The organism is Oceanospirillum sanctuarii (genome assembly GCF_002150805.1).
Taxonomy (GTDB): domain Bacteria; phylum Pseudomonadota; class Gammaproteobacteria; order Pseudomonadales; family Halomonadaceae; genus Oceanospirillum; species Oceanospirillum sanctuarii.
Genome location: NZ_MTBA01000003.1, coordinates 615,855 through 642,813, shown reverse-complemented (window position 1 = coordinate 642,813; position 26,959 = coordinate 615,855). Strand labels below are relative to the sequence as shown.

Here is a 26,959-nt window from a genome sequence, read left to right as displayed (position 1 = left end):
GACAGGCAGTCAAATCATGACAGGCATCAAATCACGACAACAATCACGACTCTTTGCAGACATAAAAAAACCGACCCTAGGGCCGGTTTTATTCTGACGAATCACGGATCAGCAATTAAGCTGCGCAGATCGCTTCGCCATGGTTGTGCACTTCAATCAGGCTGCGGTGCAGACTCTGAACCGCAAGATCATAGTCCTCATCAGAGACGATAAACTGAATATCAACCTGACGCATTGACTGCTGTAGCGCCAGCACACTGATCTTAGCTTCGGCCAGAGCATTAACGGTTTGCGCGAGAATACCCGGCACCTGCATATCACTACCGATAGCAGAAACAATCGCCACCTTCTTCAGGCTCATTTCACAACCCGGGAACTGTTCCTGAATCGCCTTCTGCAGACGTTTAATGGTTTTCAGATTGGCCGCCATATAGTGCGTCAGCGTATTCGCATTGTTGTCCTTGGTGATCAGCGGCACTTTAAAGCGCTCAATAATCGCCAGCAGCTCACGGCCGTAACGACTCATACTGCCCATCATATCCTGATCGAAGAACTCCAGTGCATATACATTCTGACGACCGGCAATGATCTCAACGCACGGCTTCTCACTCACGTATTCTGCCGTGATCAGAGTACCCGCATGGTCTGGCTCAAAGGTGTTCATCACGCGCAGAGGAAGACGTTGCTGACGCAGACCTTTCGCCGCTTTCGGGTGAATCGCTTCCATACCCAGATTCGCCAGCTGATCAGCCACATCGTAGTTGGTACGGCCGATCGGAACTGCGTTATCCACACCTACAAGACGCGGATCAGCGCTACTCAGGTGATACTCTTTGTGAATAATGGCTTCACGGGCTTCAGTCAGCACGGCAACACGGCTGAACACCATCTCGCTGTAACCGCGATCAAAGGTCTGCATCAGTCCCTCGGTGCAGTGGGCATAACCGGTGGCAATCGGCAGGCAGTTCGCCAGATCGATATCCTTAAAGGCGGACTCGATGCGCTCATCCAGCGACAGGTGCTTCTCAGCGTTCCAGCCGGTGAGATCAACAAACACCGCATTAATACCGTCACGCTTCAGCAGCTGCGCCATGTTCCAGGCGCTGTGGGCTTCACCGAGGCTTGCCATCATCTCACGTACTGTCATCAGGTGATCACTCAGATCAAAGTGACCGTGCTGACAGACGCTTTCCAGATCATTCAGGGTCTGCTCGGCTTCGTCCAGACGATCACCAATAAAGCGATCCGCCATCTGACAGAGCGGTGTTTCACCAAACAACTCATAGTTAATCGATACCAGCTTGGCGCGCAGACGAGCCATTTTATCCCGCCAGACGCTGCCATCCTCGGCACCGGCAAATGAGGCGTAAACCCCTGCTTTGTCTGATTTTTTATGCTCCAGCAGGAGGTCGGTCACACCACCGTACGCAGATACCACAAAAATTCGCTGATAGCCTTCCCGTGCGGCTTGCTTGTGAAAAATGATGTTATCTCGTACTGCGGCGTAATCACTCATCGACGTGCCGCCGATCTTCTCTACCGTATGGCTTTTCATTGTTTAGGTTCAGCTTTCTGACCGGTTAAGGCCGTAACAAAAGCAGCTGCCTCCTTAATGTGTTTTCAGTTTTGCAGACATGAGTCTGCCCGAATCGCAAAAGATTATATCTCTAAACATTTCATTTGTTAAACACGACCATTGGAGAGCAGGCATCCACTGCAATATCTCGGTAATAATCGCAAAATACCGCAACATAATGACACACATGCTGGCTTTAACTTTCATTTGATGCCGCTAGATTATATAGTTCACTAACTATATTTATCCTGTTCTACTGCTGTGAGACTTAAATCAATGAATGATCAATGGGTCAGCTTTTCACTGGCGGGCGAGAAATACGCCCACCCCGTAGCGAGTATCAAGGAAGTACTGCGCTATCAGGAACCCTCGCCCGTGCCCGGTGCACCAAGCGATGTGGATGGCATTCTGAATATTCGCGGCGAGGTACTGACAGTTATCTCAGCCCGCAAACTAATGGATCTGCCGGACGACCCGCAGACCGAGGACAGTCGCATCATCTCAATCGAAACCGATGATGGCCTGTGCGGTATCGTGGTGGACAACGTGGAAGCGATTGTGGGGTTTGAGCAGGCGAATATCGACCCTCCGCCCAATCTGGATAGCAAGGGTGTGATTCAGGGCACGATACACCGTGAAGGTGAACTGTTTATCGTGGCAAACTTTCTGCCCCATTGCGAAGGTGTCGCAAGGCAGATGTGATCTGCCTTTAAAAAATTCAGAAAAGCATCTAATCGCGAAGCCGAAAGAAATAGTGCAACGCCATCACTAGTGAGCGCAGCAACATAAAGCAGGCAAAGGCCAGCCAGAGCCCCTGATTGCCTAAACCGGATAACAGCGCCTCGGCGAGAAGAAATGCCGCAAAGGCGATCAGCATACCGTTACGCATCACATCGCTGCGCATCAGTCCGATATAAACCCCATCCAGCAGATAGCTGCCCGCAGCTAACAGGGGAATCAGCACCGCCCAAAGCAGATAGCCTTCCGCCAACTGCTTCACTTCCGGCAGATCCGTTAGCAAAGCGATCAGATAATCGCCCCACAACAGATAGAGCAGACTGATCAGACCAACGCTCAACCCGCTCATTACCGCTCCCGCCGAGACGATCCGGTTACGAAGACGAACATCTTTAGCACCTTCCGCCTGTCCCACCAAAGCTTCAGCAGCATAGGCGTAGCCATCCAGCGCGTAGGACGCCATCATAATCAACTGCATCAGAATCGCATTGGCTGCCAGCGTCTCACTGCCAAAGGCCGCTCCCCGGGAGGTAAAGTACGCCATACTGCCCAACAGCAACCAGGTGCGCACCATCAGCTGATGATTGACCCGGAACAGGGCTTTAAGCTCTTTTGCCACCCAGGGCTGCCATTGCCAGCGCGACTGCAACTGGCGGATACGTTTAAGCGCCAGCCAGCCTCCGACTACCAGAACACTGTAATCCGCAATCAGGGAAGCAAAGGCAACACCCTGTACCTGCCAGCCCAATATGACCACAAACACCAGATCCAGCAGGATATTGATACCATTACCGAGCAAGAGCATCTGCAGAGCAAAACGGCTGTTCTTCTGCGCCAGAAACCAACCCATCAACACATAGTTGATCAGCACTGCCGGTGCTGACCAGATACGCACACCGGCATAGAGGGCCGCCTGATCTCTCGCCGCACCGGGTTCCGCCAGCAATGCCAGCCCCTGCGGAACCAGCCAGCCCTGAAACAGCAGTAAGACCAGCGCGATAGCCAACGCCATCAACACACCCTGTTGCAGCAGGCGAATCACCGCTGACCAGTCTTCTCCCCCCGCTGCCTGAGAAACAGCACCGGTTGTTCCCATGCGCAAAAAGCCAAAACCCCAGAACAGAAAACTGAACAGTGTTGCTCCCAGCGTAACGCCAGCCAGATACGCCGCATCATTCAGATGACCGACAACGGCAGTATCCACCAGCCCCAGCAAGGGTACGCTAATGTTGGAGATAATGATCGGCAGGGAAAGCGCGAAGATCTGTTTATAAAGCGGCGGCAAGGTCACAACAACTCCGGCAGACTGATTCGGACAGAAGAGCTACAAATCCCAGGCAAAAAAAATGCAGCACCTGAGTGCTGCATTTTTTCTGAGAAAAAACAGAAATTAACCCAGAGACGCCTGGATAATTTTGTATTTTTCCATCAGTTCGTCCTTAGACTCAACGTGCTCAGGGTTTTCCGGAATACATTCTACCGGGCAAACCAGAACACACTGAGGCTCGTCATAGTGACCAACACACTCAGTACACAGGTTAGGATCGATCTCATAGATCTCGTCACCCTGAGAGATTGCACCATTCGGACATTCTGGTTCACATACATCACAGTTGATGCATTCGTCGGTAATCATCAAAGCCATAACGCTTACCTCATCAAAAAGCTATCTTGCTTAGTCGTTTTTAAAGTGTTCTTTCAGGGCCTGATCGACGGTCGGATGTACAAACTTACTGACATCGCCATTCAGGCAGGCAATCTCTCTCACCAGAGTCGATGAGATGAATGAATTACGCTCTTCCGGGGTCAGGAAAATACTCTCCACATCGGGAGACATCGCCCGGTTCAGGTTGGCAAGCTGCAACTCATACTCAAAATCAGATACTGCACGCAGCCCGCGAATAATAACGCGAGCCTGCTGTTGTTCCAGAAATTCGGTCAACAGGCAGTCAAAACCACAAACCACGACATTGCTGTACTGAGACAAAACAGACTCAGCCAGCGCAACGCGCTGCTCCAGAGGCAATAAAGGCTTTTTGCGAGGGCTGGCGGCTATAGCCACAACCACTTTGTCAAAAATCCTGCTGGCACGCTCTACCAAATCGGTGTGACCGTTGGTAATAGGGTCAAACGTTCCGGGATAAACTACCGTCGTCATCGCATTTTCCTGATTATGCGCGGATTTTGGAGAGGCAGAATGGTAAACAAATTGCCTCACCGGTACAAACTTCTCTCGCTATAAGGTTATAGCTAATTTAAAGCAGCCAAAAGCGATTAGCTGTAATAGCATCACACTTTTTAAGGACATCACAGGCTGCCCTGATGCTGTTGCCGGATTATGACAGCTAAAAGCAGGCCGAATATACCCAATTGGCGAAACAGATTTATTACTCTAATGGTGCTATATTCACAGACACTGTTACGACAGTAATATAATCTGCAAAGGCCGAATTTGCTGTGTTCTCGGACAATTCTTTCTTCAACAGCTTAATGCAGACTGAAGGTAGAAATGCCGCAGATAATCAGAGCGCAGACTTACCTGTCCATTCAGAAGACGGGAAGCCACTGCCGATACTGAACTCAGCATGATAAAAAAAGCGATCCCCGAGAATTGACCGTGAAAACAAAAGACAAAATTGTTCAGGCTTCTTTAGAGCTGTTTAATCTCCACGGAGAGCGCTCTATAACAACCAACCACATTGCTGCCCATATCAAGATTTCGCCGGGCAACCTCTATTATCACTACCGTAATAAGTCCGACATTATTGCGCGCATCTTTGATCAGTATGAAAAGGCTGTTGCCAACCTGTTCGAACTGCCTGCTGACCGTGATATCACACTGGAAGACCGAGCCCAGCTAACCGACAAACTGCTGGATCTGATCTGGGCATACCGTTTTATGCACCGCGATCTGGTGGGCATGCTCGCTAATGATGCCGAGCTGAAAGAACGCTATCAGGCTTTTGCCACTCAGGGCATCCGCAGTACCGAGATGGTCTATCGCAGAATGTGCGAGTGCGGCTTTATGGCTATTCCGGAAGATCAGATTAAGCCTCTGGCGCTGAACATCTGGATTCTGGTAACCAGCTGGACCACCTACCTGCGCACCGCACTGGGTGTTCCGGAAGATGAACTGACCCGCGAGCAGCTGAACCAGGTGATCTACCAGATGACCTATCTGGAGATGCCTTACCTGACTGAAGCAACCCGCGAAGAGACTCAGGAACTGCTGGCCACTTACGGCCCCAACGCAGCCTGATCGATCAGCAGCCTTTAAACAGCTGCTGACGGTTCGCTTATGCCGCCTCTGCTCTCCGGTAGAGGCGGCAGATCACCTGCCCCGCTTTCTTCTCTTTTTCCAGCTGCCATCCCGCTGGAATCTCTGCGAAATCAAAACCTTTTTCCGCCTCCAGATAGATGAGCGCACCATCGGAAAGGCGTTTTTCTGCTTCCAGCTGCTGACAAACCGGGCCTAACAAGCCTTTGCCGAACGGCGGATCGAGGAAGATCAGATCAAACACATCCTCATGACTTGCGATCCAGCTTAACGCCTCGCCCTGAAAAACCTCTGCCTGCTGGCATTTCAGCGTTGTCAGGTTTTCCCGCATCTGGCGGACAACCCCCGGATGGTTATCCAGAAACACCCCACTTTTAGCGCCACGGGATAACGCCTCAAGCCCCAGCGCACCACTACCGGCAAACAGATCCAGCACCCGACGGCCATAGAGATCAAAACTCAGCCAGTTGAACAGGGTTTCCCGCATACGATCCCCTGTTGGTCGTAAACCTTCACCATCAGGAAAAGGCAACTTACGCCCCCGCCACTCACCGGCAATGATACGCAGCTGATTCCGTCCGGCTGATGCTGCCGGTGCATTGGCTCGTCCGGTAGCTTTACCGGCAGAAGGGCGGGATGAAGGGCGACGGGATCTCGGCATGAGGGCTTTCCAAAACTCAGGGGTTAATCGACTTGGGGCTTTGCACAGACAATAAATGCGCTACCTCATCAAGAAAGGCGTTTCATCACAAAAGATAGCGCGCAAAGCGCCGTGGATTGTACCCCCCGTGGGCGACAAGTGGTAGGATAGTGCGCCATAAGAGGCAGGGCATCACCTGCCATTTTCCGTGCTAAAGAGACAGAATTTATCCCATGTTTGGATTCTTCAAGCGTAACAAGAAGCAGCCGGAGCAACCGGATGCACCTCTGGAACAGACTCCGGAGACCAACGCTGCCGAAACCGAGGCCAGCGAAGCCCCCCTTTCTCAGGCAGACAGCGTACAGACTCAGGAAGTCAGTGCTGAAACACCGGCATCCGATGCCACTGCCCAGCAGGATGCTGAAACCGTATCAGAAACAGCTCAGGAACCCCCTGCGCCAGCTGAAGAAGCAGAGCCTGCGGCATCTGTTGAACCTGTTGCTGAATCCCCTGTTGTTGAAACAAAAGTTGAAACAGAAGCTGAAACCAAGGCTGAAACGACTTCAGAAACAGCTGAAGCTCCAGCCGAGGAACCAGCTCCAGTAGCTGCAAGCAGCCCTGCTGAAACCAGCCCTTCTGAAAAGCAGCCAGAAGCAAAACCTGAAAAAGTGGGTTTCTTTGGCCGTATCAAACAGGGTCTGGGTCGCACCCGCGCCAATCTGAGCGAAGGTCTTGCGAGCCTGTTTCTGGGTAAGAAACAGATCGATGAGGATCTGCTGGAAGAGATCGAAACCCAGCTGCTGGTTGCAGATATCGGCGTAGAAGCTACCTCTCAGATCATCGACCGCCTGACCGATAAAGTTTCCCGCAAACAGCTGACTGATGCTCAGGCCTTGTACGAAGCCCTTCAGGAAGAGCTGCGCGCTATGCTGGAGCCCTCCAACAAGCCGCTGGTGATCGACGAACAGAAAACCCCATACGTAATCCTGATGGTGGGCGTAAACGGTGTGGGTAAAACCACCACCATCGGTAAGCTGGCGAAGAAATTCCAGCAGGAAGGCAAAAGCGTCATGCTGGCCGCCGGTGATACTTTCCGTGCCGCAGCGGTAGAACAGCTGCAGGTTTGGGGTGAGCGTAACAGCGTACCCGTGATCGCCCAGCACACAGGTGCTGACTCTGCGTCCGTTATTTTCGATGCTATTCAGGCCGCTAAAGCCCGTAACGTGGATGTGCTGATTGCCGATACAGCAGGTCGTCTGCAGAACAAGAGCAATCTGATGGAAGAGCTGAAGAAAGTCACCCGCGTGATGAAAAAGCTGGATGACTCCGCTCCTCACGAAACCATGCTGGTGGTGGATGCAGGCACAGGTCAGAATGCCCTGTCTCAGGCAAACCTGTTTGACGAAGCAGTCGGCCTGACCGGTATCACACTGACCAAGCTGGATGGCACTGCAAAGGGCGGTATCGTATTCGCTCTGGCGCAACAGATGCAGATTCCGATCCGCTTTATCGGCGTTGGCGAGCAGGTTGATGATCTGCGCCCGTTTGATGCCGACCAGTTCACAAAAGCCCTGTTCGATCAGAACGACAGCTAAGGCTGAGCTTCCCGCAGCCTTCGGGCTGCGTGGCAACCCTTTTGATTCAACCCGGAGCCTGAGCCTCTCTGTTCTGACCGCTCAAGAGCCTCCCCGAACTTTCAACGCAGGATGCCATGATCCGCTTCGATAACGTCAGTAAACGCTACGAGAACGGGCATGAAGCCCTCAAACAACTCAATCTGTCCGTCGAAAAAGGCGAGATGTGCTTTCTCACCGGTCACTCCGGTGCGGGTAAAAGTACCCTTTTGAAGCTGATCATGCGGATGGAGAAAGCCACTCAGGGTCAGGTATTTGTGAACGGCCAGAACCTCTCCCGCATGGGTAACGGTCAGGTGCCTTACCTGCGCCGTAACATCGGCGTGGTTTTTCAGAATCACCAGCTGTTGTTTGACCGCTCTGTATTCGACAACGTGGCGCTGCCGCTGATGATTGAAGGCGCTGATCCGGCTGATATCGGACGACGTGTACGGGCCGCGCTCGACAAGGTCGGTCTGCTGAAGAAAGAGAAACTTAACCCGATTATGCTGTCCGGTGGTGAGCAGCAGCGTGTGGGCATCGCCCGTGCTGTTGTTAACAAACCCGCCCTTCTCTTGGCGGATGAGCCAACCGGTAACCTTGACCCCCAGCTCTCTGCTGAAATTATGCACCTGTTCGAGCAATTCAACGAAGTGGGCGTAACCGTACTGATTGCCAGTCACGATCTGAGCCTGATCGCCCGTATGGGTCACAGGGTTCTGACACTGAGTGACGGCCAGCTGGTGACTGACGGAGGTATGCTATGAGTCAGGTAGGAAAGCCCCACAACCGTGGCGCATCGCCTCGCGGTGCAAGCGGTGCAACCCCGCTACAGGGTGCGCGTCGTGGCGTTACCCCAATTGCACCAAAAACATCTCCTGCCGGTCGCAGCGCTGAACCACGCAAAGCGCCAGCTAAACGCCCGGGTTCTGAAGGTGCCAGTGAGCACAAGGTTGAAACCAACCATAAGATGAGCAGCTGGTTGCGCCACCATCGCCTGATGGCCACCGACAGTCTGTGGCGTGTGCTGAAGACACCGTTTGCCAGCCTGATGACCTGGGCGGTTCTGGCGATCGCACTGGCACTCCCCGCCAGTCTTTATATCTTCCTGAATAACGCCCAGCTGGTAACCAGCAACTGGGACGGCGCAGCCCAGATGTCTCTGTTTCTGAAGATAGAAACTTCAGAGCAGGAAGCCGAATCCCTCGCCGACAGATTGCGCCAGCGGGATGATATCGCCTCAGTGCAGTATATTTCCCGTGAGCAGGCACTAGGGGAATTCAAAGAGTTCTCCGGTTTCGGTGAAGCACTGGATTATCTGGATGGCAACCCGCTGCCCAGCGTACTGGTGGTTCGTCCGGCAGCAGGGCAGGTCAATCAGCAGGAAGAGCTGCTGAATGAGCTGCAAAGCCTGAAAGAAGTTGATGAAGCCCAGCTGGATCTGGCTTGGGTGAAACGCCTTTACTACATCATGGAGCTGGCTCAACGTGCCGTTAGCGCACTGGCGGTTCTGCTGGGTATTGCGGTGCTGCTGGTAGTGGGTAACACCATCCGGCTTGCCATTGAAAACCGTCGAGATGAGATCGTGATCGTCAAACTCGTTGGCGGCACCAATGCTTTTGTCCGTCGCCCCTTCCTCTATACCGGTATCTGGTATGGCTTAGGCGGTGGTGTGATGGCCTGGATGATTATCAACCTGAGCCTGATCTGGCTGGCGGGCCCTGTTCGTGCTCTGGCCAGTGTTTATTCCAGCAGCTTTGAGCTGGTAGGGCTGGGCATGTCCGATTCGATTCTGCTGATCCTTTCCGGCACCCTTCTGGGCTGGCTGGGTGCCTGGGTCGCGGTAGGTCGTCACCTGGGTGAAATAGAACCCCGCTAAACCCGCCTTGCTTCCTTGTTTCGGGTCAGCTCAGAGCTTTGCAGCCGGCTGATCCGAACTCAGGGAAATACAGTAAGATGATCACCGAAGGCTTCATGATCAATTAAAACAGTCTCCTGTTACACCGGACTGTCATCTGAGGCTTGCAAAATATGCAGGAGATTTTATATTAATCCCCTGATTGAACTTTTGGCTTAGCCACAAATCACAAAGATCAGTAAATATTAACCGAACAGACTCTCTTGTCCCTTGGGTAATAAATAGCTGCTTCTTCGAGGTAATATGAATACTAGCCTGCAAACCGTTGACCACCTGTCCCCTGGCCAGGACCTAAACGCTTATATTCAGATTGCTAACAGCATCCCTGTTCTTTCTGTTGAGCGCGAGCAGCAACTCGCCCGCCAACTGCATGAAGAGGGTGATCTTGAGGCTGCACGTCAGCTGGTTATGTCGCACCTGCGTTTCGTGGTGCATATCGCCAAGAGCTATTCCGGCTATGGTCTGCCTCAGGCAGATCTGATTCAGGAAGGTAATGTTGGCCTGATGAAAGCGGTTAAACGCTTTGATCCCAATGTCGGCGTTCGCCTGGTGTCCTTCGCGGTACACTGGATCAAAGCAGAGATTCACGAATACGTACTGCGTAACTGGCGCATCGTTAAAGTTGCGACCACTAAAGCTCAGCGAAAGCTGTTCTTTAATCTGCGCAGTGCGAAAAAAGGCCTCGGCTGGCTGAACAATGGTGAAGTTGAAGCCATTGCCAAAGATCTGGACGTTAAACCTCAGACCGTTCGCCAGATGGAAAGTCGTTTAAGCGCCCACGATGCCGCCTTTGATGGTTACAGCGACGATGACGACGATTCCGCATATCAGGCACCGGCCTATTATCTGGAAGATCATCGTTATAATCCGGCCACCGAGCTGGAAGATGCCAACTGGGCTGCAGATGCTTCTTCACGCCTTCAGTATGCGATGTCGCAGCTGGACGAGCGTAGTCAGGCGATTCTGCAACAGCGCTGGCTGACCGATGACAAAGCCACTCTGCACGAGCTGGCAGATGTTTATGGTGTGTCTGCTGAGCGTATCCGCCAGCTGGAAAAGAATGCCATGAACAAAGTCCGCAAACTGATGGAAGAAGTGGCTGAAGCCTGATCTTCTGACCCTGTTTGCTAAAAAGGCTGCTTCGGCAGCCTTTTTTGTTGCTGCTGCCTGACCTGACAACCTTCACTCTCTTTCTCTTCTTTCACTTTCTCTACTCGCTATCCTTTCTACCGATACTCGCTTTCAATACACACCGTTTTCTATCTACCTGCTCTTAACTAGCAAGCACCGTATTTTCCGTTACACTCGAAGTGATACCTCTTTTAGTCCCGCATCTATTTTGCGGCACTTATCCATGCATTCAACACAGACAGACAGCCCATACAACAAACACAATCAGGGAGGGATTTGACAGCACAGGGAGCGGCAGACCGATAACACTCTGTTCACAGATATCCGCCATACTCCTCATCTGTCTTTTCCACCTGAAAACTTTATCGGGAAAAGCTATCTCATATTTGCCTATATAATTAGGTTAAGCTAATATACAGAAAATCTAATTTTAGGCCCCGTCAGATGCGGGCTTAGCAGGAGAACGATTCATGTCCAATCATCAACTCAAACCCTGGCTTTCAGCCCTCTGTCTGCTCGGGACACTTTCTCTGCCCGCTCACGCGCTGGAGACAGTCACCCTGCAGCCCAAAGCTGTCAGCCAGTCGATCAAACTCGATGGCATCGTTGAAGCCGTTCGCCAAAGTACCGTTGCCGCGCAAACCGCTGGTACGGTAACCGCGATCTACTACGACGTGGACGATAAGGTTAAACCCGGCTCTGTCATTGTTGAGATCAGCGACACTGAACAGCAAGCTCGTCTGGAGCAGGCTCAGGCCGCAGCCCGTGCCGCTCTGGCAAACCTGCGTGATGCTGAACAGGCTTTCAACCGCATCGATGAGATCTATCGTAAAGAGCTGGCATCTAAAGCTCAGTACGATCAGGCGAAAAACCAACTGGATGCTTCCAAAGCGACCTATCGCCGCGCCCGTGCAGCCCTGAAAGAAGCAGAAAAACAGGTTTCTTACACCAAGGTGATCGCCCCATACGGTGGCGTGGTGACCCAGCGTTTTGTTGAAATTGGCGAAGTGGTTGCCCCCGGTTCTCCCCTGATGTCCGGTATCGATCTGGATCAGATGCGGGTGAATATCAATCTGCCACAACGCTATGCGGCGACTGTACGTCAGCACCAGCTGGCTGAAGTTGCGCTGCCAAACGGTAAAACCGTACCGGCGAAAGAGCTGACCATCTTCCCTTACGCCGATGCCCAGACCCATAACTTTAAAGTGCGGGTTCATCTGCCGGAACTTCAGGCAGGTCTGTATCCCGGCATGATGGTTAAGGTATCTCTGCCAATCCAGACCGGCGAAGCACTGACCATTCCGGTATCGGCACTGGTCACCCGTAGCGAGCTACGCGCGGTTTATGTACTGGACAGTCAGGACAAACCTCGCCTGCGTCAGGTACGTACCGGCTACGAAACCAATGGTGAAATCGAGATTCTTTCAGGACTGCAGACCGGTGACAAAGTCGCTCTGGATCCCAATGAAGCCCTGAAACTGATCAATGCCGCGAGGGTTGAACAAGATGCATGATAATCAGGCTCCTGAGCACAAGCCCCTGGGCATCTCAGGGCGTACAGCAAAGGCCTTCCAGACGACCGAGATTACACCGCTGCTGGCGATTGTCGGTATGTTGCTGGGTCTGCTGGCCATTCTGATCACACCGAAAGAGGAAGAGCCTCAGATCGATGTGACCTTTGCCAACGTCTTTATCCCCTTCTCCGGCGCTTCTCCCGTTGAGGTTGAGCAGCTGGTATCGACACCTGCCGAGCAGGTGCTGAGTGAGATCGAAGGTGTCGAACACACCATGTCGGTTTCCCGTGCTGGCATGTCGGTACTGACTGTTCAATTCGAAGTGGGCATCACCCGTCAGCAGGCGATTGTGCGCCTGTACAATCAGGTGTTCTCCAATATGGACTGGCTGCCACCGAATCTGGGTGTGGGTCAGCCCCTGATCAAGCCGATGGGCATCGACGACGTACCTATTATGTCGCTGACACTCTGGTCAGACGATGATCAGATCGGCAGCCACGAGCTGAAGAAGATCGCCCACAATCTGGAAGTTGAGCTGAAGCGTGTTAAAGGCACCCGGGATATCTATACCCTGGGCGGTCCGGATACCACGGTTCAGGTTACTCTGGATCCGGCTCGTCTGTCCGGCTTTAACATCAGCCTGGATGACCTGCGTAACGCGCTGCAATCCGGCAATACCACAGGAGCTGAAACCAAAATCATCCGCAATAACACCGTTATTCCGGTACAGGCGGGTGATTTCCTGTCCACGGTTGAGGATGTTAAGCGTCTGGTCGTCGGCCTGAATAAAGGTGCGCCGGTTTATCTGGAAGATGTTGCCGATGTCACTCTGAGTGCGGATATCCCAGAGCAAAGTGTCTTTATGGGCACAGGTCCTGCGTTCTCCGAGCAAGGCAAAACCGGTCTTTACCCTGCGGTAACGATGGCGATTGCCAAGCAGCCGGGACAGAACGCTATCGACATCACTCAGAATGTAAATAAGCGTATTGCACAGCTGGAGAGCGTTGCCATTCCGGAAGGCGTTCATCTGACCGTCACCCGTGACTATGGTGAAACCGCGAACAGCAAATCCAACACCCTGATCTCCAAGCTGATCTTTGCCACTGGTGCGGTTGTGGTGCTGGTGCTGGCAGCTCTGGGTTTCCGTCAGGCGCTGATTGTGGGGCTGGCGATTGTCATCACTCTGATGATTACCCTGTTCGCTTCCTGGGCTTACGGCTTCACCCTGAACCGGGTATCCCTGTTCGCGCTGATCTTCTCCATCGGCATTCTGGTGGACGATGCCATCGTGGTGGTGGAGAACATCCACCGACACCTGAGCATGGGCGGCAAGTCGATGCGCGAAGCGATCCCACTGGCGGTTGATGAGGTGGGCGGCCCGACGATTCTGGCAACCTTCACCGTAATCGCAGCCCTGATGCCGATGGCTTTTGTGACCGGCCTGATGGGCCCGTACATGAGCCCGATCCCGATCAACGCCAGTATGGGCATGCTGATCTCTCTGGTGATCGCCTTTGTGGTAACGCCATGGTTAGCCTTCAAGCTACTGAAGCATGAGGAGCAGGAACACTGTGCGGAAACCGAGCACGATGTCACCAGCCCGAAAATGCAGGCCTTCTTCCGTAAGATGGTTGGCCCGTTCCTGGGTGGCAAGCAGGGTCGTAAGAAGCGTATGGCGCTGGGTGCCGGTATCGTTGCTCTGATGATGGCCTCAGTAGCACTGCCGGCGACACTGGCCGTGGTACTGAAAATGCTGCCGTTTGATAACAAGTCGGAAGTTCAGGTGATTGTGGATATGCCGGAAGGTACTCCGGTTGAGCAGACCCAGCGGGTACTGCTGGAGCTGGGTGAATATCTGCAGACCATTCCTGAAGTAACTCATTATCAGACCTACGCGGGCACAGCTGCACCGATCAACTTTAACGGCCTGGTGCGCCAGTATTACCTGCGTGCTGATCCGCACTCCGGTGATATTCAGGTGAACTTTGTCGATAAAGGTGAGCGTGACCGTAAGAGCCATGAGATCGCTCTGGCGATGCGCGCCCCTCTGCAGGAGATCGGCCAGCGTTACAACGCCAATGTTAAAGTTGTTGAAGTACCACCGGGACCACCGGTAATCGCTCCGATTGTGGCTGAGGTTTACGGTCCGAATCAGGAAGCGATGACAGAGACCGCTAAAGCACTGCGAGCCCGTCTGGAGCAGACCGAAGGCATTGTTGATGTCGATGACATGATCGAAGCGCCAGCTAAGAAATACCTGCTGCAGGTGGATCGTCAGAAAGCATCTCTGCTGGGCGTGCCGCAAGCGAGCATTGTATCGGCGATCACAGCAGCACTGGGTGGCGAAGATATCAGCTACCTGCATGAGAGCCACCAGAAGTATGCGCTGCCAATTCGTCTGGAGCTGAACGAAGCGGATAAAAGTAATCTGCTGCAGTTTATGACTCTGAAAGTGCGCAGCATGAGTGGAGAACTGGTTGCCCTGTCTGAAGTGGTGAACCTGGTGGATGCCCAGTGGGAGAAAACCATCTATCACAAAGACCTGCTGCCGGTGACCTTCGTGACTGCAGATATGGCCGGTGATCTGGACAGTCCTCTGTACGGTATGTTCGACCTGATCGGTCAGCTGGGTGATGAGCCGCTGTTTAAAGATACCCCGCTGGAGCAGTTCTTTATTCAGCAGCCGGAATGGCCGCTGGTGCCGTCGGTGAAATGGGATGGTGAGTGGCAGGTCACTTACGAGACATTCCGCGATATGGGCATCGCTTACGGTGTCGGTATGATCCTGATCTACATGTTAGTGGTGGCTCAGTTCCGCTCCTACCGTGTACCTCTGATCATTATGACCCCGATCCCACTGACGGTGATTGGTGTCATGCCGGGGCATGCTCTGATGGGCGCTCAGTTCACGGCAACCTCCATGATCGGCATGATCGCTCTGGCAGGCATTATCGTGCGTAACTCCATCCTGCTGGTGGACTTTATCAACCAGCAGCTGGAAGAAGGTATGTCCTTTGAAGAAGCGGTAATTCAGTCCGGTGCGGTTCGTGCCAAGCCGATTATCCTGACCGCTCTGGCGGCGATGATAGGCGCGCTCTTTATTCTGGACGATCCTATCTTCAATGGTCTGGCGATCGCTCTGATCTTCGGTCTGACAGTATCAACTCTGCTGACCCTGATCGTTATTCCTGTGATGTACTACGCTTTTGCACCACAGCGCATTAAGGATCTGGATCAGACCGTTAACAAAGCATAAAGGCAGCCAGGCCTGAGCCGGGCAAAAGCCAAAAACAAAAACGCCGCAGCGGTTAAAACCCTGCGGCGTTTTTCGTTCTGATTGGGTGGAAAAGCTTTTCAGGCCAGTTAAGTCATTAGATCGCCAGAAGCGTTCCGGCAGATAAGGCTATTAAAGCTCAACCTAAGACTGATAAAGCTCAACCCGGTTGCGGCCATTCTCTTTGGCGGCATACAACGCCTGATCCGCCTGTTCCATCAGGGCTTCAAGGTTCTGATCACTTCGCATACAAACGCCCATACTCAGCGTGACTTTGAGGGCTTCATCCGGCAAGGCCACCTCGGTATTCTCGATCACAGTTCGCAGTGTTTCCATACGCGCCAGCAGGTCACTCCCGGAAACCCCCTGCGTCAGCAGACAGAACTCTTCACCACCCAAACGTGCCATCAGGGTATCGCTCTGGCTTTCATTGCGAATGCACTCAGCAACCGCTTTCAGCACCTCATCACCGGCACTGTGACCATAGGTATCGTTTACTTTCTTAAAGAAGTCGATATCCATCATCACAAGACCAAGCTCCAGCGACTTTTCTTCGGCCTGAGCAATCAGGCCGTCGGCTGTCGGATAGAAGTACTGGCGGTTCGGCATGCCGGTGAGGAAGTCTTTATAGGCCGCATCTTTAAGCTCACGCACGCTCAACAGCAGATCCATCATATTGTTGATGCGGCTGTAGAATTCCTCCACGGTGAAGCCTTTGTACATAAAGTCATTGGCACCGCATTTGAGGATCTGAGCAGGAATCTGCTGATCGATCTGGCCGGAGATGCCGATAATTGGCAGCTCAGTTGAGTTGTACTGCTTGCGGATACGGCGGATCACATCATAGCCACTCATCCCCGGCAGCTGGTAATCCATCATCACCATGGAGATATCATCACGGCTGGCGAGAATATCTACCGCCTGTTCGCCGGTTGTCGCCAGAATCACCTGATAGTGCTGTCGTTGCAGCAACACCTTGAGATACGCGCAGTAGGTAGTGGAATCATCGACCACCAGCACCTTGTGCTTGCGGTTGGAGATCAGACGCTTCACCAGAGAGATCACATCCTCCAGCCCATCCTGATCTTTAAAGAAGTAGTCGATAACGTCCCGGTCCATCACAGACTGTCGGGTTTCGCTATCCAGAGAGCTGGTCAGAGCGATGGCGGGAATCTTATTCTCAGCCGCCAGATCCAGCATGGCACCGGGGGGTGCATCCTCCAGTACCAGACCACTGATCACCGCCATATATTCCTGAGAATTTTCCGCCAGAAGAGCTTCGGCTTCACTGCAGGTTTTAACTGAATCAACCTGAAGCCCCTTAACCTGACTCATCAGAGCCTGAGCGAGTACATCCCGGAAGAAGATGGAGTTGTCAGCGATCAACAGGCGATTTTTCAGGGGCATAGTCCAGCCTTATTATTAAACCCTTGGGGTCATACTCCGACAGCAACCGGCGTCATCAGATCGCTGGCAAGGAAAGCCCATTGCTCAGGCCAGTTCTCTACCGGAGAGCGTCCGGTGCGGGCATATTGCTGAATACGCCCTTCCACTATTGAGAGTAGCAGCTGAGACGTTACCGGCACAGGCATACGGGTTTTCATCTGATCACGGATCTCAGCTTCACGCAGGATCTGCTTCAGCTGGGTTTCCAGTCGCTCGTAGAACTGAGAAACACGACTGCGCAGACGCTCGTTTTCGCCCACCAGAGCTTCGCCGGTCAGAATACGGCACAGCCCCGGGTTGCGGTCAGCAAACGCCAGCACCAGTGTCAGCAGATGTTCGCAGCGATAGATCGCCTGAGGCTCATCCTGAAGAATGCGGTTCACACGACTGAATACCGCATCTTCAATAAACTCGATCAGACCTTCGAACATCTTGGCTTTGCTGGCAAAGTGGCGATACAACGCAGCTTCAGATAAGCCAACCTCTTTCGCCAGATTAGATGTCGTGATCCTGGCACCGGGGTTGTTCTCCAGCATCTGAACTAATGCCTGCAGAATCTGCTCCCGGCGAGATGATTTTGTGTGCTTCTGATTACTATCCTGCGTCATGGTCTTTCCAGTTTTCCCAGCTTTTCTGTCAAATCCTTTGCCCGATCATCAATCCTGATTGGTGATGAGTGTTCCCACCCCGGCATCGGTGAAGATCTCCAGCAGGGTCGCATGAGGAACCCGGCCGTCAATGATATGTGAGCTTACCACGCCATGTTTCACAGCGCTCAGGGCACAGCCAATTTTTGGCAGCATGCCACCGTAGATGGTGCCATCTTCGATCAGCTCATCAACCTGAGTGGTGCTCAGGCCGGTCAGGATATCACCGTTTTTATCCAGCAGACCGGCGATGTTTGTGAGCAGCATTAATTTTTCTGCACCCAGAGCTTCAGCCACTTTACCGGCAACCAGGTCAGCGTTGATGTTGTAGGAGCGCCCTTGTTCATCAACACCAATCGGTGCGATAACCGGGATAAAGTCGCGCTGAACCAGCATATCAACCACATCGGTCTGTACTTCAGCCACTTCGCCCACATGACCGATATCGATAATTTCCGGCGCAGTCATCTCGGGGGTTTTATGAGTTACTTTCAGTTTGGTTGCCTGAATCAGACCACCATCTTTACCGGTCAGCCCCACAGCCTTACCACCGGCCTGATTGATCAGACTGACGATCTCTTTGTTTACCAGACCACCCAGAACCATCTCAACAACGTCCATGGTTTCTTCGTCGGTAACACGCATGCCGTTTACAAAACGGGATTCGATCTTCAGTTTTTCCAGCAGCTCACCAATCTGAGGGCCACCGCCATGAACAACAACCGGGTTGATACCAACCTCTTTCATCAGCACCATATCGCGGGCAAATGAAGCCTTAAGTGCTTCATCAGTCATAGCGTTGCCGCCATACTTGATCACGATGGTTTTGCCGGAAAAGCGCTGGATATAAGGCAGAGCCTCACTAAGAACTTTTACCACTTCGATGGCGTGTTCTGTATTAGCCGCAGATTCGGCGCGTTTGTTGTCGCTCATGGGAGTACCTGCATACCTCTTGGTTATTATCTTGGCTGATGGGCTGAACCCCGGGATGAAACTATAGGGTCGGGTTCATGCCTTTATTTTTTTCTTTTGTGTCACGAGTATTCGGCCCATCCGGAGCAGAATACTTCATCGGATTCTTTCTCTTACCGGTTGCCAGATTGTTTCTGGTGACCGGTCTTGATCGACAGCCAGTATTGATCGACGGCTGGCTCTTATTGTCGACCTGAATGGCCGAAACCACCGGCACCACGATCACTGGCTTCAAAGTCATCAACGATATTCAGTTTCGCCTGTACCACAGGCACCAGCACATACTGCGCCAGTCGCTCACCGGGTTCCAGCGTGAAAGCGGTCTGACCACGGTTCCAACAGGAGATCATCAGCTCACCCTGATAGTCAGAGTCGATCAGACCAACCAGATTGCCCAACACGATACCGTGCTTATGGCCCAGACCGGAACGGGGTAGAATCACACCCGCAAGACCCGGATCACCGATATGAATCGCAAGACCTGTGCCGATCAGCTGGGTTTCACCCGGCTGCAGTGTCACAGGTTCATCGATACACGCGCGCAGATCCATACCCGCTGAGCCTTCTGTAGCATAGTGCGGCAGTGGCAGCTCGTTACCAATTTTAGGGTTGAGGATTTTTACGTCGAGTGTACTCATCGGATAACCGTGCTCTTTCAGAAAATTAGGGAATAGTAACCGGCGAAACCTGTCTGTTTCTGATGCAGACTGACTCAGAAAGCTGCATCAAAACAGGGCGATGCCTTACCTTAAAGCACCGCCGGTCTTATTTTAAAACGCCGTCGGATAATGGCTGAGTATTATAACGATTTCAGCGCCAACTGCTTGTTAAACTTCTGCATCATCAGTGCTTTTCCTGATGAAAACGGCTGGCGATGCAACGTACCAGATCCTGCGCCAGATCCTGCTTAGCCGCCTGCTCGGGGCTTTCAGAGACCAAGGCTCCATCCTCCTGCCAAAGCAAGGTGACAGCGTTCTGATCACTGTTAAAGCCGATGTCGGTACGGGAAACATCATTGGCAATAATCATATCCAGATTTTTTCGCACCAGCTTATCGGCAGCGTAGGCTTCAACATCCTGCGTTTCGGCCGCAAAACCCACGGTGAAAGGACGTTCTTCATGTTTGGCCACCGTGGCGACGATGTCAGGATTTTGTACCAGATGCAGCACCAGATCATTTTGCCCCGGCTGCTTTTTCATCTTCTGATCAGCAGCACTGGCCGGACGATAATCAGCGACAGCGGCGGCAGCGATAAAGATATCGGTTGAAGCTATCACCGACAGGCTGGCATCCAGCATCTCCCGCGCGCTTTGCACCGGGATCAGATCGACCCCTTCAGGCGCTTTAATCTGCACAGGCCCGGCAATCAGATTCACCTTAGCACCTGCGTTTAAAGCGGCCTCTGCCAATGCAAAGCCCATCTTGCCGGAGCTGTGATTACTGATATAACGCACCGGATCAACCGCTTCACGGGTCGGCCCTGCCGTGATGGTAACGGTTTTACCCGCCAGCAAGCCCCTCAGGCTTGCTACCTGCTGATCCGCGATATTTGCCAACCCGTTTTTTTCTTCCGCAGCCTGATGTATCAGAGCGGCCAGCGCTTCCGGTTCCAGCATACGCCCCGGCCCCACATCACCACAGGCCTGCTCACCCTGATCCGGACCTAACAGCTGATAGCCATAGGCCTCCAGCTGCTGAGCATTGCGCTGTGTCGCCGGATGCCGCCACATCGCCTGATTCATCGCCGGAGCCAGCAACACCTTCGCCTCAGTAGCCAGACACAGGGTCGTCAGCAAGTCATCCGCCATACCTGCTGTCAGGCGCGCCATTACATCGGCACTGGCCGGTGCGATCACAATCAGATCCGCCCACTTGGCCAGCTCGATATGCCCCATGCCCGCTTCCGCTTCCGGATCAAGCAGATGGGTGTGCACCGGGTTGCCGGACAGCGCCTGAAACGTCAGCGGCGTGATAAAAGCCTGTGCGCCCTCGGTCATCACCACGCGAACCTCAGCACCGGCTTTAATCAGCAAACGGGTCAGTTCAGCAGATTTATAAGCAGCGATACCGCCACTGATTCCTAGCAGAATACGAACCTTAGCCAACATGATAGACACACCCTCGGTAGATAAGCCCGCCCCCGCCTGAAGTCATCAAACAGCGAAACCGGTTAAATAAAGAAGCACATAAAATCTGAGCGCCACAAGATAGCATGCACGCCCGTTAGCGTCAGCTCTGAGCTTAGTGGCTTAAATCCGCTACAAGACAGCCTCAGCACTGCACAAACAACCTAGCACCGAACAAGCAAGCAAGCACCGCACAAGCAAGCTAGCACCGCACAAGCAACACATAGCATTGTGACTTGCTTAAACGCTCTCCAACGGCAACTATGAAACCCTACAAGGATTTTTTATAAGTAGGGTGCTGTATCAACGATCAGCATGTCATCAGGGAGGTGACCATGAGTCTTAAGGACTGGCCGGAACAGGAGCGCCCAAGAGAAAAGCTGCTCCGACAGGGTGCGCAGGCACTCAGCGACGCCGAATTACTGGCAATCTTTCTTCGTACCGGTATCCCCGGTAAAAACGCAGTCGAATTAGCCCGCGAGCTGTTATCCGGCTTTGATGGCTTAAGAGCACTGTTGGAAGCCGATCTGAAAACCTTCTGCCGGCACAACGGTCTTGGCCCGGCAAAGTATGTCCAGCTACAGGCGGTGCTTGAGATGGGCAAGCGTCATCTGATGGCGCGACTTGAAAGCGGCGAGGCTCTGACCAGCCCGGAACTGGCCGAACACTACCTAATCACTCAGCTGCGTCATGAACCCCACGAGGTGTTCGCCTGCCTCTTTATGGATAACCAGCATCAGGTTCTGGCTTTTGAGCCTTTGTTCCGAGGCACCATCGACAGCGCCAGCGTCTATCCCAGAGAGGTTGTGAAACGGGCCCTGGCTCATAACGCAGCTGCCGTTATTTTCGCCCATAATCATCCCTCTGGGATCGCCGAACCCAGCCAATCCGATGAACGCATCACCCATAAACTGACTCAGGCATTGAATCTGATTGAAGTACGGGTACTGGATCACTTTATTATTGGTAACGGAGACACGGTTTCGCTTGCTCAACGCGGCCTGATGTAGATAATGTGCCCCTTCTGGCTGACTTTTTGCCTTTTTAGAACAGACTTTTTGTCGTTTTCATTAAAAAGAGCAGAAAAAAGGCCGCAAAACCACATAAAACTTGTCAGCTAGTGGGCATTCTGATATAACAGTGCGCCTTTAAATTGATGGGTTGAAGCAGGGCGCCGATTGTTCCGGCTGATTCGCTGATTCCCCCCAGGTTTCTTGAATAGTTAAGACGCCTAGCTAGCGGCTGGAGGCTAGAAAATGTCCAAAGTTTGCCAGGTTACCGGGAAGCGTCCTGTAACCGGAAATAACGTATCACACGCACAAAACAAAACGCGTCGTCGTTTTACTCCTAACCTTCACACGCACCGTTTCTGGGTTGAAGCCGAGAAGCGTTTTGTGAAACTGCGCGTATCTGCTAAAGGCATGCGCATCATCGATAAGCAAGGTATCGAAAAGGTACTGGCTGACATTCGTGCGCGCGGCGTTAAGCTGTAAGCACTGAATAAAGGAGATTAATCATGCGTGATAAAATCAGAATGGTATCGTCTGCTGGTACTGGTCACTTCTATACCACAGACAAAAACAAGCGTACTACGCCAGACAAACTGGAAATGAAAAAATTCGATCCAGTTGTACGTAAGCACGTTATGTACAAAGAAGCTAAAATCAAATAAGATTTTTTCTTCTGAAAAAACCCGGCTTGTCCGGGTTTTTTTATGCCTGCATAATAACCCACTCTTTAACTGGGTTATTATTTCCCGCCGATATCATTATTCATTCCCCGGAGTCTGAACCGGGTACTCTGATCCCGAGAGAAGCATGTCATGCCTGAATTACCGGAAGTCGAAACCACCCGCAAAGGTGTCAGCCCCTACTGCCTGAATCAGACCGTTAAACAGCTGATCGTTCGACAGCCCTCACTACGCTGGCCGGTCCCCGGTGATCTGGATAAGAAGATCTGCGGTAAAAGCATCCGCCAGGTTGAACGCAGAGGAAAGTACCTGTTGTTCGGCTTTGATCGCGGCACCCTGATGATTCACCTCGGCATGTCCGGTAGCCTCAGGGTTTTGCTGGCAGACACCAGCCATGAAAGTGCTAACAAACATGATCATGTCGACATCATCATGGAAAGCGGCGATACCTTGCGCTATCACGACCCAAGACGTTTCGGGGCGATTCTCTGGACCGAAGAGCCGATCGAAAACCATAAACTGATCGCGCATCTGGGGCCTGAACCCCTGTCTGATGATTTTACCGCCGACTATCTGGCCAAGCGCTGCGGCAAACGCAAAACCGCTATCAAAAGCCTGATCATGGACAGTAAGGTCGTCGTAGGCGTAGGTAACATCTACGCCAATGAAGCTCTTTTCCTGTCTGGTGTTCATCCGCAACAGGCAGCCGGCACGATTAAACCGGCACAGCTGAAAAAGCTGACAGACAACATCAAACATGTGTTGCAGCGCTCCATCGAACAGGGCGGCACTACCCTGAAAGACTTTGTCGGCGGTGATGGCAAACCCGGTTATTTCGCTCAACAGCTGAACGTCTACGGCCGTGCAGGGTCAGAATGCCTGCATTGCAAAACCGAACTGAAGGAGATTCGTCAGAACAACCGCAGCAGTGTTTTCTGCCCGAAGTGCCAGCCTCTTAAAGGCTGACACAACTGCTCTGACAATCTGAGCGCATCACGCGATCACCAAAACCATGATAAGCACCTGAACCTGTTATTCACTATTTCAGAAAGGAACCACCATGTACGCTGCGTTTAAACACATTCACCTGCTAACTGTTGCCCTGAGCCTTGGTCTTTTCACCCTGCGCGGAATCTGGATGCTGCTGGATTCCGACAAACTGCAGAAACGCTGGGTAAAAATCGTTCCCCATATTATCGATACCCTGCTGCTGGTCAGCGCCATCGGCCTGATGTTTCAGATCCACCAGTATCCGTTTGCAGACGGCTGGCTAACCGCCAAACTGCTGGGCCTGATCGCCTATATCGTGCTGGGTACTATCGCCCTGAAACGCGGTAAAACCAAAGGCACTCGCGTGATCGCTCTGGTCGCAGCCTTCGCTGTAATCGCTTATATTGTTGGCGTGGCGATTCGCCATAATGCTTTGTCCTGGCTGGCCTGATTCAGCCCGGAGTACATCCAACACTATTAAGGAACACACGCCATGCGTATTGCCGTTTTCAGCGCCCAACCCTACGACAAACAGTTTCTGGAGCAGGAAAACGGCAGGCATGGCTACGAGCTGAACTACTTTGATCAGCTACTGAATGAAACCAACGCCGAACTCTGCAAGGGCTTTGATGCCGTCTGTGCCTTTGTCAATGACGACCTGAGCGCTCCGGTACTGGAGAAGCTGAAAGCAGTCGGCGTGCGTTTTATAGCCCTGCGCTGCGCAGGATTCAACAACGTAGATCTGCTGGCGGCCAAAGCACTCGGTCTGCCGGTGGTTCGTGTTCCCGCCTACTCCCCGGAAGCTGTTGCCGAACATACCCTGGCACTGATTCTCACCCTGAACCGCAAAACCCATCGCGCCTATAACCGGGTACGGGAAAGCAACTTCACGTTGAATGGCTTACTGGGTTTTAACCTGCACGGCAAAACTTTCGGTCTGATCGGCACCGGTCAGATAGGTCTGGCTACCGCCAAAATCATCAAGGGTTTTGGCTGTAATTTGATTGCACACGATCCCTACCCGAACCCTGATTTTCTTGCTCTGGGCGGCCGCTATGTGGAACTGGATGAGCTTTATCAGCAATCCGATATCATCAGCCTGCACTGCCCCCTGAGCGAAGAGAGTCACCACCTGATCGACGAACAGGCGATCAGCCTGATGAAAGACGGCGTGATGCTGATTAACACCAGCCGGGGCGGCTTAGTGGATACCCGCGCCCTGATTGCCGGACTGAAAAGCCGTAAGGTGAGAGCCCTAGGTTTAGATGTGTATGAGCAGGAAAGCCAGCTCTTCTTCCATGACCACTCCGGTGAAATCATCGATGATGAGCTGTTCGAGCGTCTGCAGAGTTTCCCGAATGTGCTGATTACCGGCCATCAGGGCTTCTTTACCGAGGAAGCCCTGACCCAGATTGCAGCGGTAACTCTGGGCAATCTGGATTGCCTGAAAAGCGGTCAGCCCTGTGACAACGAGCTGACCCACTCAATCAGCTAGAAACCTCTGCACTCGTTAGTCGGCTTAGTTAACCAGCCGGCTCAGTTAAAAAGCGGAGCCAGACTGGATGGCAGCAGCTGAAGCACAATGGGTAGCGTCACCATCGCCAGTAAGGTCTGCGCAGTGGTGATCGCAGCCATCAGGGGGGCATGTCCGCCCAGCTGACGGGCAAGAATATAAGATGAGGTTGCCGTTGGCATAGCCGCGAACAGCAGCAGAACGGCTATCTCAAGCTCGCTCAGTCCAACGGCAAAGCCGATCAGGGTCGCCACTACCGGCATAATAAAAAGCTTGATCAGACTGGACGAGATCAAGGGCCAGGATGCTTCCTTCACCGCCTTCAGATTCAGGGCAAAGCCAACCGCCAAAAGACCCAACGGCAGCGCCGCGTTACTGACGATATTGAAAGCCGCCGCACTCCAGCCCGGAAGACCAATTCCTGTCACGTTCAATGCCATTCCCAGCACACAGCCGACAATAAGCGGATTTTTCGCAATCGCTCTAATCGTTGCGCCAACACCACTGCCACTCTGCCCCACATAAACGGCAAAGATGCAGACACAGAACACATTGATCAGCGGAATCATAATGGCCATAGCAACTGCGGCTATGGTCAGTCCGGCTTCGCCATAAAGCGCCTCTGCCGCTGCCAGAACCACATAGGTATTGAAGCGTAGCCCGCCCTGATAAACCGAGGTAAAGGCAGGACCTGATTTTGTCAGCAAAGGTTTCAGCACGACTACCAGTGCGGTCATCGCAATCAGCAGCCCGACAATTGCCATGGCGACCTTATCCACCGCGACTTGATCGATCCGGGCATTAGCCATCTTACTGACCAGCATCACCGGAAAGAGAAAGAAATAAGTAAAGCGCTCGACTAAGGGCCAGAAATCCCCGCCGGGAAACCGAAAAATATGCAGCAGGGTACCGGCCATAATCACCATAAAAACCGGAACCAATGCATCAAGAATCAACATAAAAACCTCTTTCTGAACGTCTGCCAAAAGTGGCATTTCTGACGAAGGCGCAGTCTACCTAAGGCCTGCAATAAGACCAAGCAGACAGCTTCCGAACTAAGGTCAGTCAGCACCAAACATATATCCGACGCTTTCTTGATCCGGCTCAACATACCAACACTTTCGCTTCCGATGCGACAAATATGCGGCAATTGGTCACACGGTTTTCAGCGGGAATTTCGTTAGACTTGAGCCATTCGCAATCAGTGGCATCGGCCTGTCCTGTAACGGCCATAGAATAACAACTGACTTTTACCGAACTCCTTTTCCATGGGCGTAAGCGTTACCTATGTCGACCAAACAACTTAAATTTCTCTGGACGCTGACCATCGCCGCTTTGCTGGTGATGCTGATCTATCTGGCTAATCATCTGAACGCCCTGATGGATATCGACGAAAACCAGATGCCCGGCTGTGTTATGGAACAAGGAAGCTGCACCGTAACATTAAGCAGCGGGGATTCCGTGCGTCTTTCGGTCTCTCCGTGGCCGGTACTGGCACTGAAACCCGTTGAGTTCCGGATTATGGCCGACAATCTGCGCCTGACGTCTGCTCAGCTCGCCCTGACCGGGCGCTCCATGTACATGGGCATTCATCAGTACACCCTGCGTCCTTCAGTCGGCGACAATACTCTGGCGGTTAACGGCACCATCAGTGTCTGTACCGAAAAAGTAATGCCCTGGCGGGGCCGCGTAGAGCTTGAAACAGCATCAGGCTCTGAACAGATCTGGTTTGATTTTGATGTGCTGCAGATGTAGCCATTCACATCATGAGCAACTTTTCCGGCTGATGAAACTCTTAATCAAACCGTCGCCTTAAAACAGCACAAAAGCTCTGCCGTAAATTTCAGGAATCCTTTAAGGTAAGTGGCTAACGATCAGGATTAGCCTCAAACC

26 protein-coding genes are annotated in these 26,959 nt (G+C 52.6%); 15 read left to right on the top strand and 11 right to left on the bottom strand.

Annotation, left to right across the window (positions count from 1 at the left end; all coding sequences use genetic code 11):
• Positions 1-115 precede the first annotated feature (115 nt).
• Positions 116-1,555 (bottom strand): aspartate kinase, encoded by a 1,440-nt coding sequence (locus BV405_RS06690; RefSeq protein WP_086480071.1) that lies wholly within the window; start codon positions 1,553-1,555, stop codon positions 116-118.
• A 297-nt stretch (positions 1,556-1,852) separates the two neighbouring features.
• On the opposite strand from BV405_RS06690, the gene BV405_RS06685 reads away from it, so the two are divergent.
• Entirely contained in the window at positions 1,853-2,278 is a 426-nt protein-coding gene (locus BV405_RS06685) for a chemotaxis protein CheW (RefSeq protein ID WP_086480070.1), read from the top strand.
• 28 nt (positions 2,279-2,306) lie between these two features.
• Here BV405_RS06685 and BV405_RS06680 read toward each other — a convergent pair whose 3' ends face one another.
• From BV405_RS06680 to coaD, 3 genes are all read right to left on the bottom strand, one after another.
• Positions 2,307-3,605: an MATE family efflux transporter gene (locus BV405_RS06680; RefSeq protein WP_245832257.1), complete on the bottom strand. Its 1,299-nt coding sequence runs from the start codon at positions 3,603-3,605 to the stop codon at positions 2,307-2,309.
• 99 nt (positions 3,606-3,704) lie between these two features.
• On the bottom strand, positions 3,705-3,959 hold the full coding sequence (locus BV405_RS06675; protein WP_086480069.1) for a YfhL family 4Fe-4S dicluster ferredoxin: 255 nt from the start codon (positions 3,957-3,959) through the stop codon (positions 3,705-3,707).
• A gap of 30 nt (positions 3,960-3,989) precedes the next feature.
• On the bottom strand, positions 3,990-4,472 hold the full coding sequence (gene coaD / locus BV405_RS06670) for a pantetheine-phosphate adenylyltransferase (RefSeq protein WP_086480068.1): 483 nt from the start codon (positions 4,470-4,472) through the stop codon (positions 3,990-3,992).
• A gap of 459 nt (positions 4,473-4,931) precedes the next feature.
• Here coaD and BV405_RS06665 point away from each other — a divergent pair, with 459 nt between their 5' ends.
• Positions 4,932-5,573 carry a TetR/AcrR family transcriptional regulator gene (locus BV405_RS06665; RefSeq protein WP_176330070.1) on the top strand — a complete coding sequence of 214 codons (642 nt, stop codon included), beginning with the start codon at positions 4,932-4,934 and terminating at the stop codon, positions 5,571-5,573.
• Between the two features lie 37 nt (positions 5,574-5,610).
• Here BV405_RS06665 and rsmD read toward each other — a convergent pair whose 3' ends face one another.
• Positions 5,611-6,252 (bottom strand): 16S rRNA (guanine(966)-N(2))-methyltransferase RsmD, encoded by a 642-nt coding sequence (rsmD, locus tag BV405_RS06660; RefSeq protein WP_086480066.1) that lies wholly within the window; start codon positions 6,250-6,252, stop codon positions 5,611-5,613.
• Between the two features lie 212 nt (positions 6,253-6,464).
• Here rsmD and ftsY point away from each other — a divergent pair, with 212 nt between their 5' ends.
• The 6 genes from ftsY to BV405_RS06630 all read left to right on the top strand — a co-directional run bounded on the left by ftsY (position 6,465) and on the right by BV405_RS06630 (position 15,663).
• The gene (gene ftsY, locus BV405_RS06655) at positions 6,465-7,826 is read left to right on the top strand and encodes a signal recognition particle-docking protein FtsY (protein WP_086480065.1); all 1,362 of its coding nucleotides are present in this window, start codon (positions 6,465-6,467) and stop codon (positions 7,824-7,826) included.
• Between the two features lie 116 nt (positions 7,827-7,942).
• Complete coding sequence (ftsE, locus tag BV405_RS06650) at positions 7,943-8,611, top strand: cell division ATP-binding protein FtsE (RefSeq protein WP_086480064.1); 669 nt, start codon at positions 7,943-7,945, stop codon at positions 8,609-8,611.
• Positions 8,608-9,723 (top strand): permease-like cell division protein FtsX, encoded by a 1,116-nt coding sequence (gene ftsX / locus BV405_RS06645; RefSeq protein ID WP_086480063.1) that lies wholly within the window; start codon positions 8,608-8,610, stop codon positions 9,721-9,723. Before ftsE ends, ftsX begins: the two co-directional genes overlap by 4 nt.
• A 282-nt stretch (positions 9,724-10,005) precedes the next feature.
• Entirely contained in the window at positions 10,006-10,872 is an 867-nt protein-coding gene (gene rpoH, locus BV405_RS06640) for an RNA polymerase sigma factor RpoH (protein WP_086480062.1), read from the top strand.
• 491 nt (positions 10,873-11,363) lie between these two features.
• Positions 11,364-12,407, top strand: a complete 1,044-nt coding sequence (locus BV405_RS06635) for an efflux RND transporter periplasmic adaptor subunit (RefSeq protein WP_086480061.1) — start codon at positions 11,364-11,366, stop codon at positions 12,405-12,407.
• Entirely contained in the window at positions 12,400-15,663 is a 3,264-nt protein-coding gene (locus BV405_RS06630) for an efflux RND transporter permease subunit (protein ID WP_086480060.1), read from the top strand. Before BV405_RS06635 ends, BV405_RS06630 begins: the two co-directional genes overlap by 8 nt.
• Positions 15,664-15,825: 162 nt before the next feature.
• Here BV405_RS06630 and BV405_RS06625 read toward each other — a convergent pair whose 3' ends face one another.
• The 5 genes from BV405_RS06625 to coaBC all read right to left on the bottom strand — a co-directional run bounded on the left by BV405_RS06625 (position 15,826) and on the right by coaBC (position 20,855).
• The gene (locus BV405_RS06625) at positions 15,826-17,088 is read right to left on the bottom strand and encodes a GGDEF domain-containing response regulator (protein WP_086480059.1); all 1,263 of its coding nucleotides are present in this window, start codon (positions 17,086-17,088) and stop codon (positions 15,826-15,828) included.
• Between the two features lie 29 nt (positions 17,089-17,117).
• Entirely contained in the window at positions 17,118-17,735 is a 618-nt protein-coding gene (gene slmA / locus BV405_RS06620) for a nucleoid occlusion factor SlmA (RefSeq protein ID WP_086480058.1), read from the bottom strand.
• Positions 17,736-17,783: 48 nt separating this feature from the next.
• Positions 17,784-18,707 (bottom strand): acetylglutamate kinase, encoded by a 924-nt coding sequence (gene argB, locus BV405_RS06615; protein ID WP_086480057.1) that lies wholly within the window; start codon positions 18,705-18,707, stop codon positions 17,784-17,786.
• 221 nt (positions 18,708-18,928) lie between these two features.
• Positions 18,929-19,384: a dUTP diphosphatase gene (gene dut / locus BV405_RS06610; RefSeq protein WP_086480056.1), complete on the bottom strand. Its 456-nt coding sequence runs from the start codon at positions 19,382-19,384 to the stop codon at positions 18,929-18,931.
• Positions 19,385-19,589: 205 nt separating this feature from the next.
• Positions 19,590-20,855 carry a bifunctional phosphopantothenoylcysteine decarboxylase/phosphopantothenate--cysteine ligase CoaBC gene (coaBC, locus tag BV405_RS06605; RefSeq protein WP_086480055.1) on the bottom strand — a complete coding sequence of 422 codons (1,266 nt, stop codon included), beginning with the start codon at positions 20,853-20,855 and terminating at the stop codon, positions 19,590-19,592.
• Positions 20,856-21,208: 353 nt separating this feature from the next.
• On the opposite strand from coaBC, the gene radC reads away from it, so the two are divergent.
• The 6 genes from radC (at position 21,209) to BV405_RS06575 (ending at position 25,048) form a co-directional block, all read left to right on the top strand.
• A complete protein-coding gene (radC, locus tag BV405_RS06600; protein ID WP_086480054.1) occupies positions 21,209-21,883 on the top strand; it encodes a RadC family protein in 675 nt (224 codons plus the stop codon).
• 246 nt (positions 21,884-22,129) lie between these two features.
• On the top strand, positions 22,130-22,366 hold the full coding sequence (gene rpmB / locus BV405_RS06595; RefSeq protein WP_086480053.1) for a 50S ribosomal protein L28: 237 nt from the start codon (positions 22,130-22,132) through the stop codon (positions 22,364-22,366).
• Between the two features lie 23 nt (positions 22,367-22,389).
• Positions 22,390-22,545, top strand: coding sequence for a 50S ribosomal protein L33 (gene rpmG / locus BV405_RS06590; protein ID WP_078320520.1), 156 nt, complete (start codon positions 22,390-22,392; stop codon positions 22,543-22,545).
• A gap of 150 nt (positions 22,546-22,695) precedes the next feature.
• Positions 22,696-23,529, top strand: a complete 834-nt coding sequence (mutM, locus tag BV405_RS06585; RefSeq protein WP_086480052.1) for a bifunctional DNA-formamidopyrimidine glycosylase/DNA-(apurinic or apyrimidinic site) lyase — start codon at positions 22,696-22,698, stop codon at positions 23,527-23,529.
• Between the two features lie 94 nt (positions 23,530-23,623).
• Positions 23,624-24,004 (top strand): SirB2 family protein, encoded by a 381-nt coding sequence (locus BV405_RS06580; RefSeq protein WP_086480051.1) that lies wholly within the window; start codon positions 23,624-23,626, stop codon positions 24,002-24,004.
• A 42-nt stretch (positions 24,005-24,046) separates the two neighbouring features.
• Positions 24,047-25,048 (top strand): 2-hydroxyacid dehydrogenase, encoded by a 1,002-nt coding sequence (locus tag BV405_RS06575; RefSeq protein WP_086480050.1) that lies wholly within the window; start codon positions 24,047-24,049, stop codon positions 25,046-25,048.
• Between the two features lie 41 nt (positions 25,049-25,089).
• Here the strand turns inward: BV405_RS06575 and BV405_RS06570 are convergent, their stop codons facing one another.
• The gene (locus BV405_RS06570) at positions 25,090-26,025 is read right to left on the bottom strand and encodes an AEC family transporter (RefSeq protein ID WP_086480165.1); all 936 of its coding nucleotides are present in this window, start codon (positions 26,023-26,025) and stop codon (positions 25,090-25,092) included.
• A 328-nt stretch (positions 26,026-26,353) separates the two neighbouring features.
• On the opposite strand from BV405_RS06570, the gene BV405_RS06565 reads away from it, so the two are divergent.
• The gene (locus tag BV405_RS06565) at positions 26,354-26,821 is read left to right on the top strand and encodes a hypothetical protein (protein WP_086480049.1); all 468 of its coding nucleotides are present in this window, start codon (positions 26,354-26,356) and stop codon (positions 26,819-26,821) included.
• Positions 26,822-26,959 lie beyond the last annotated feature (138 nt).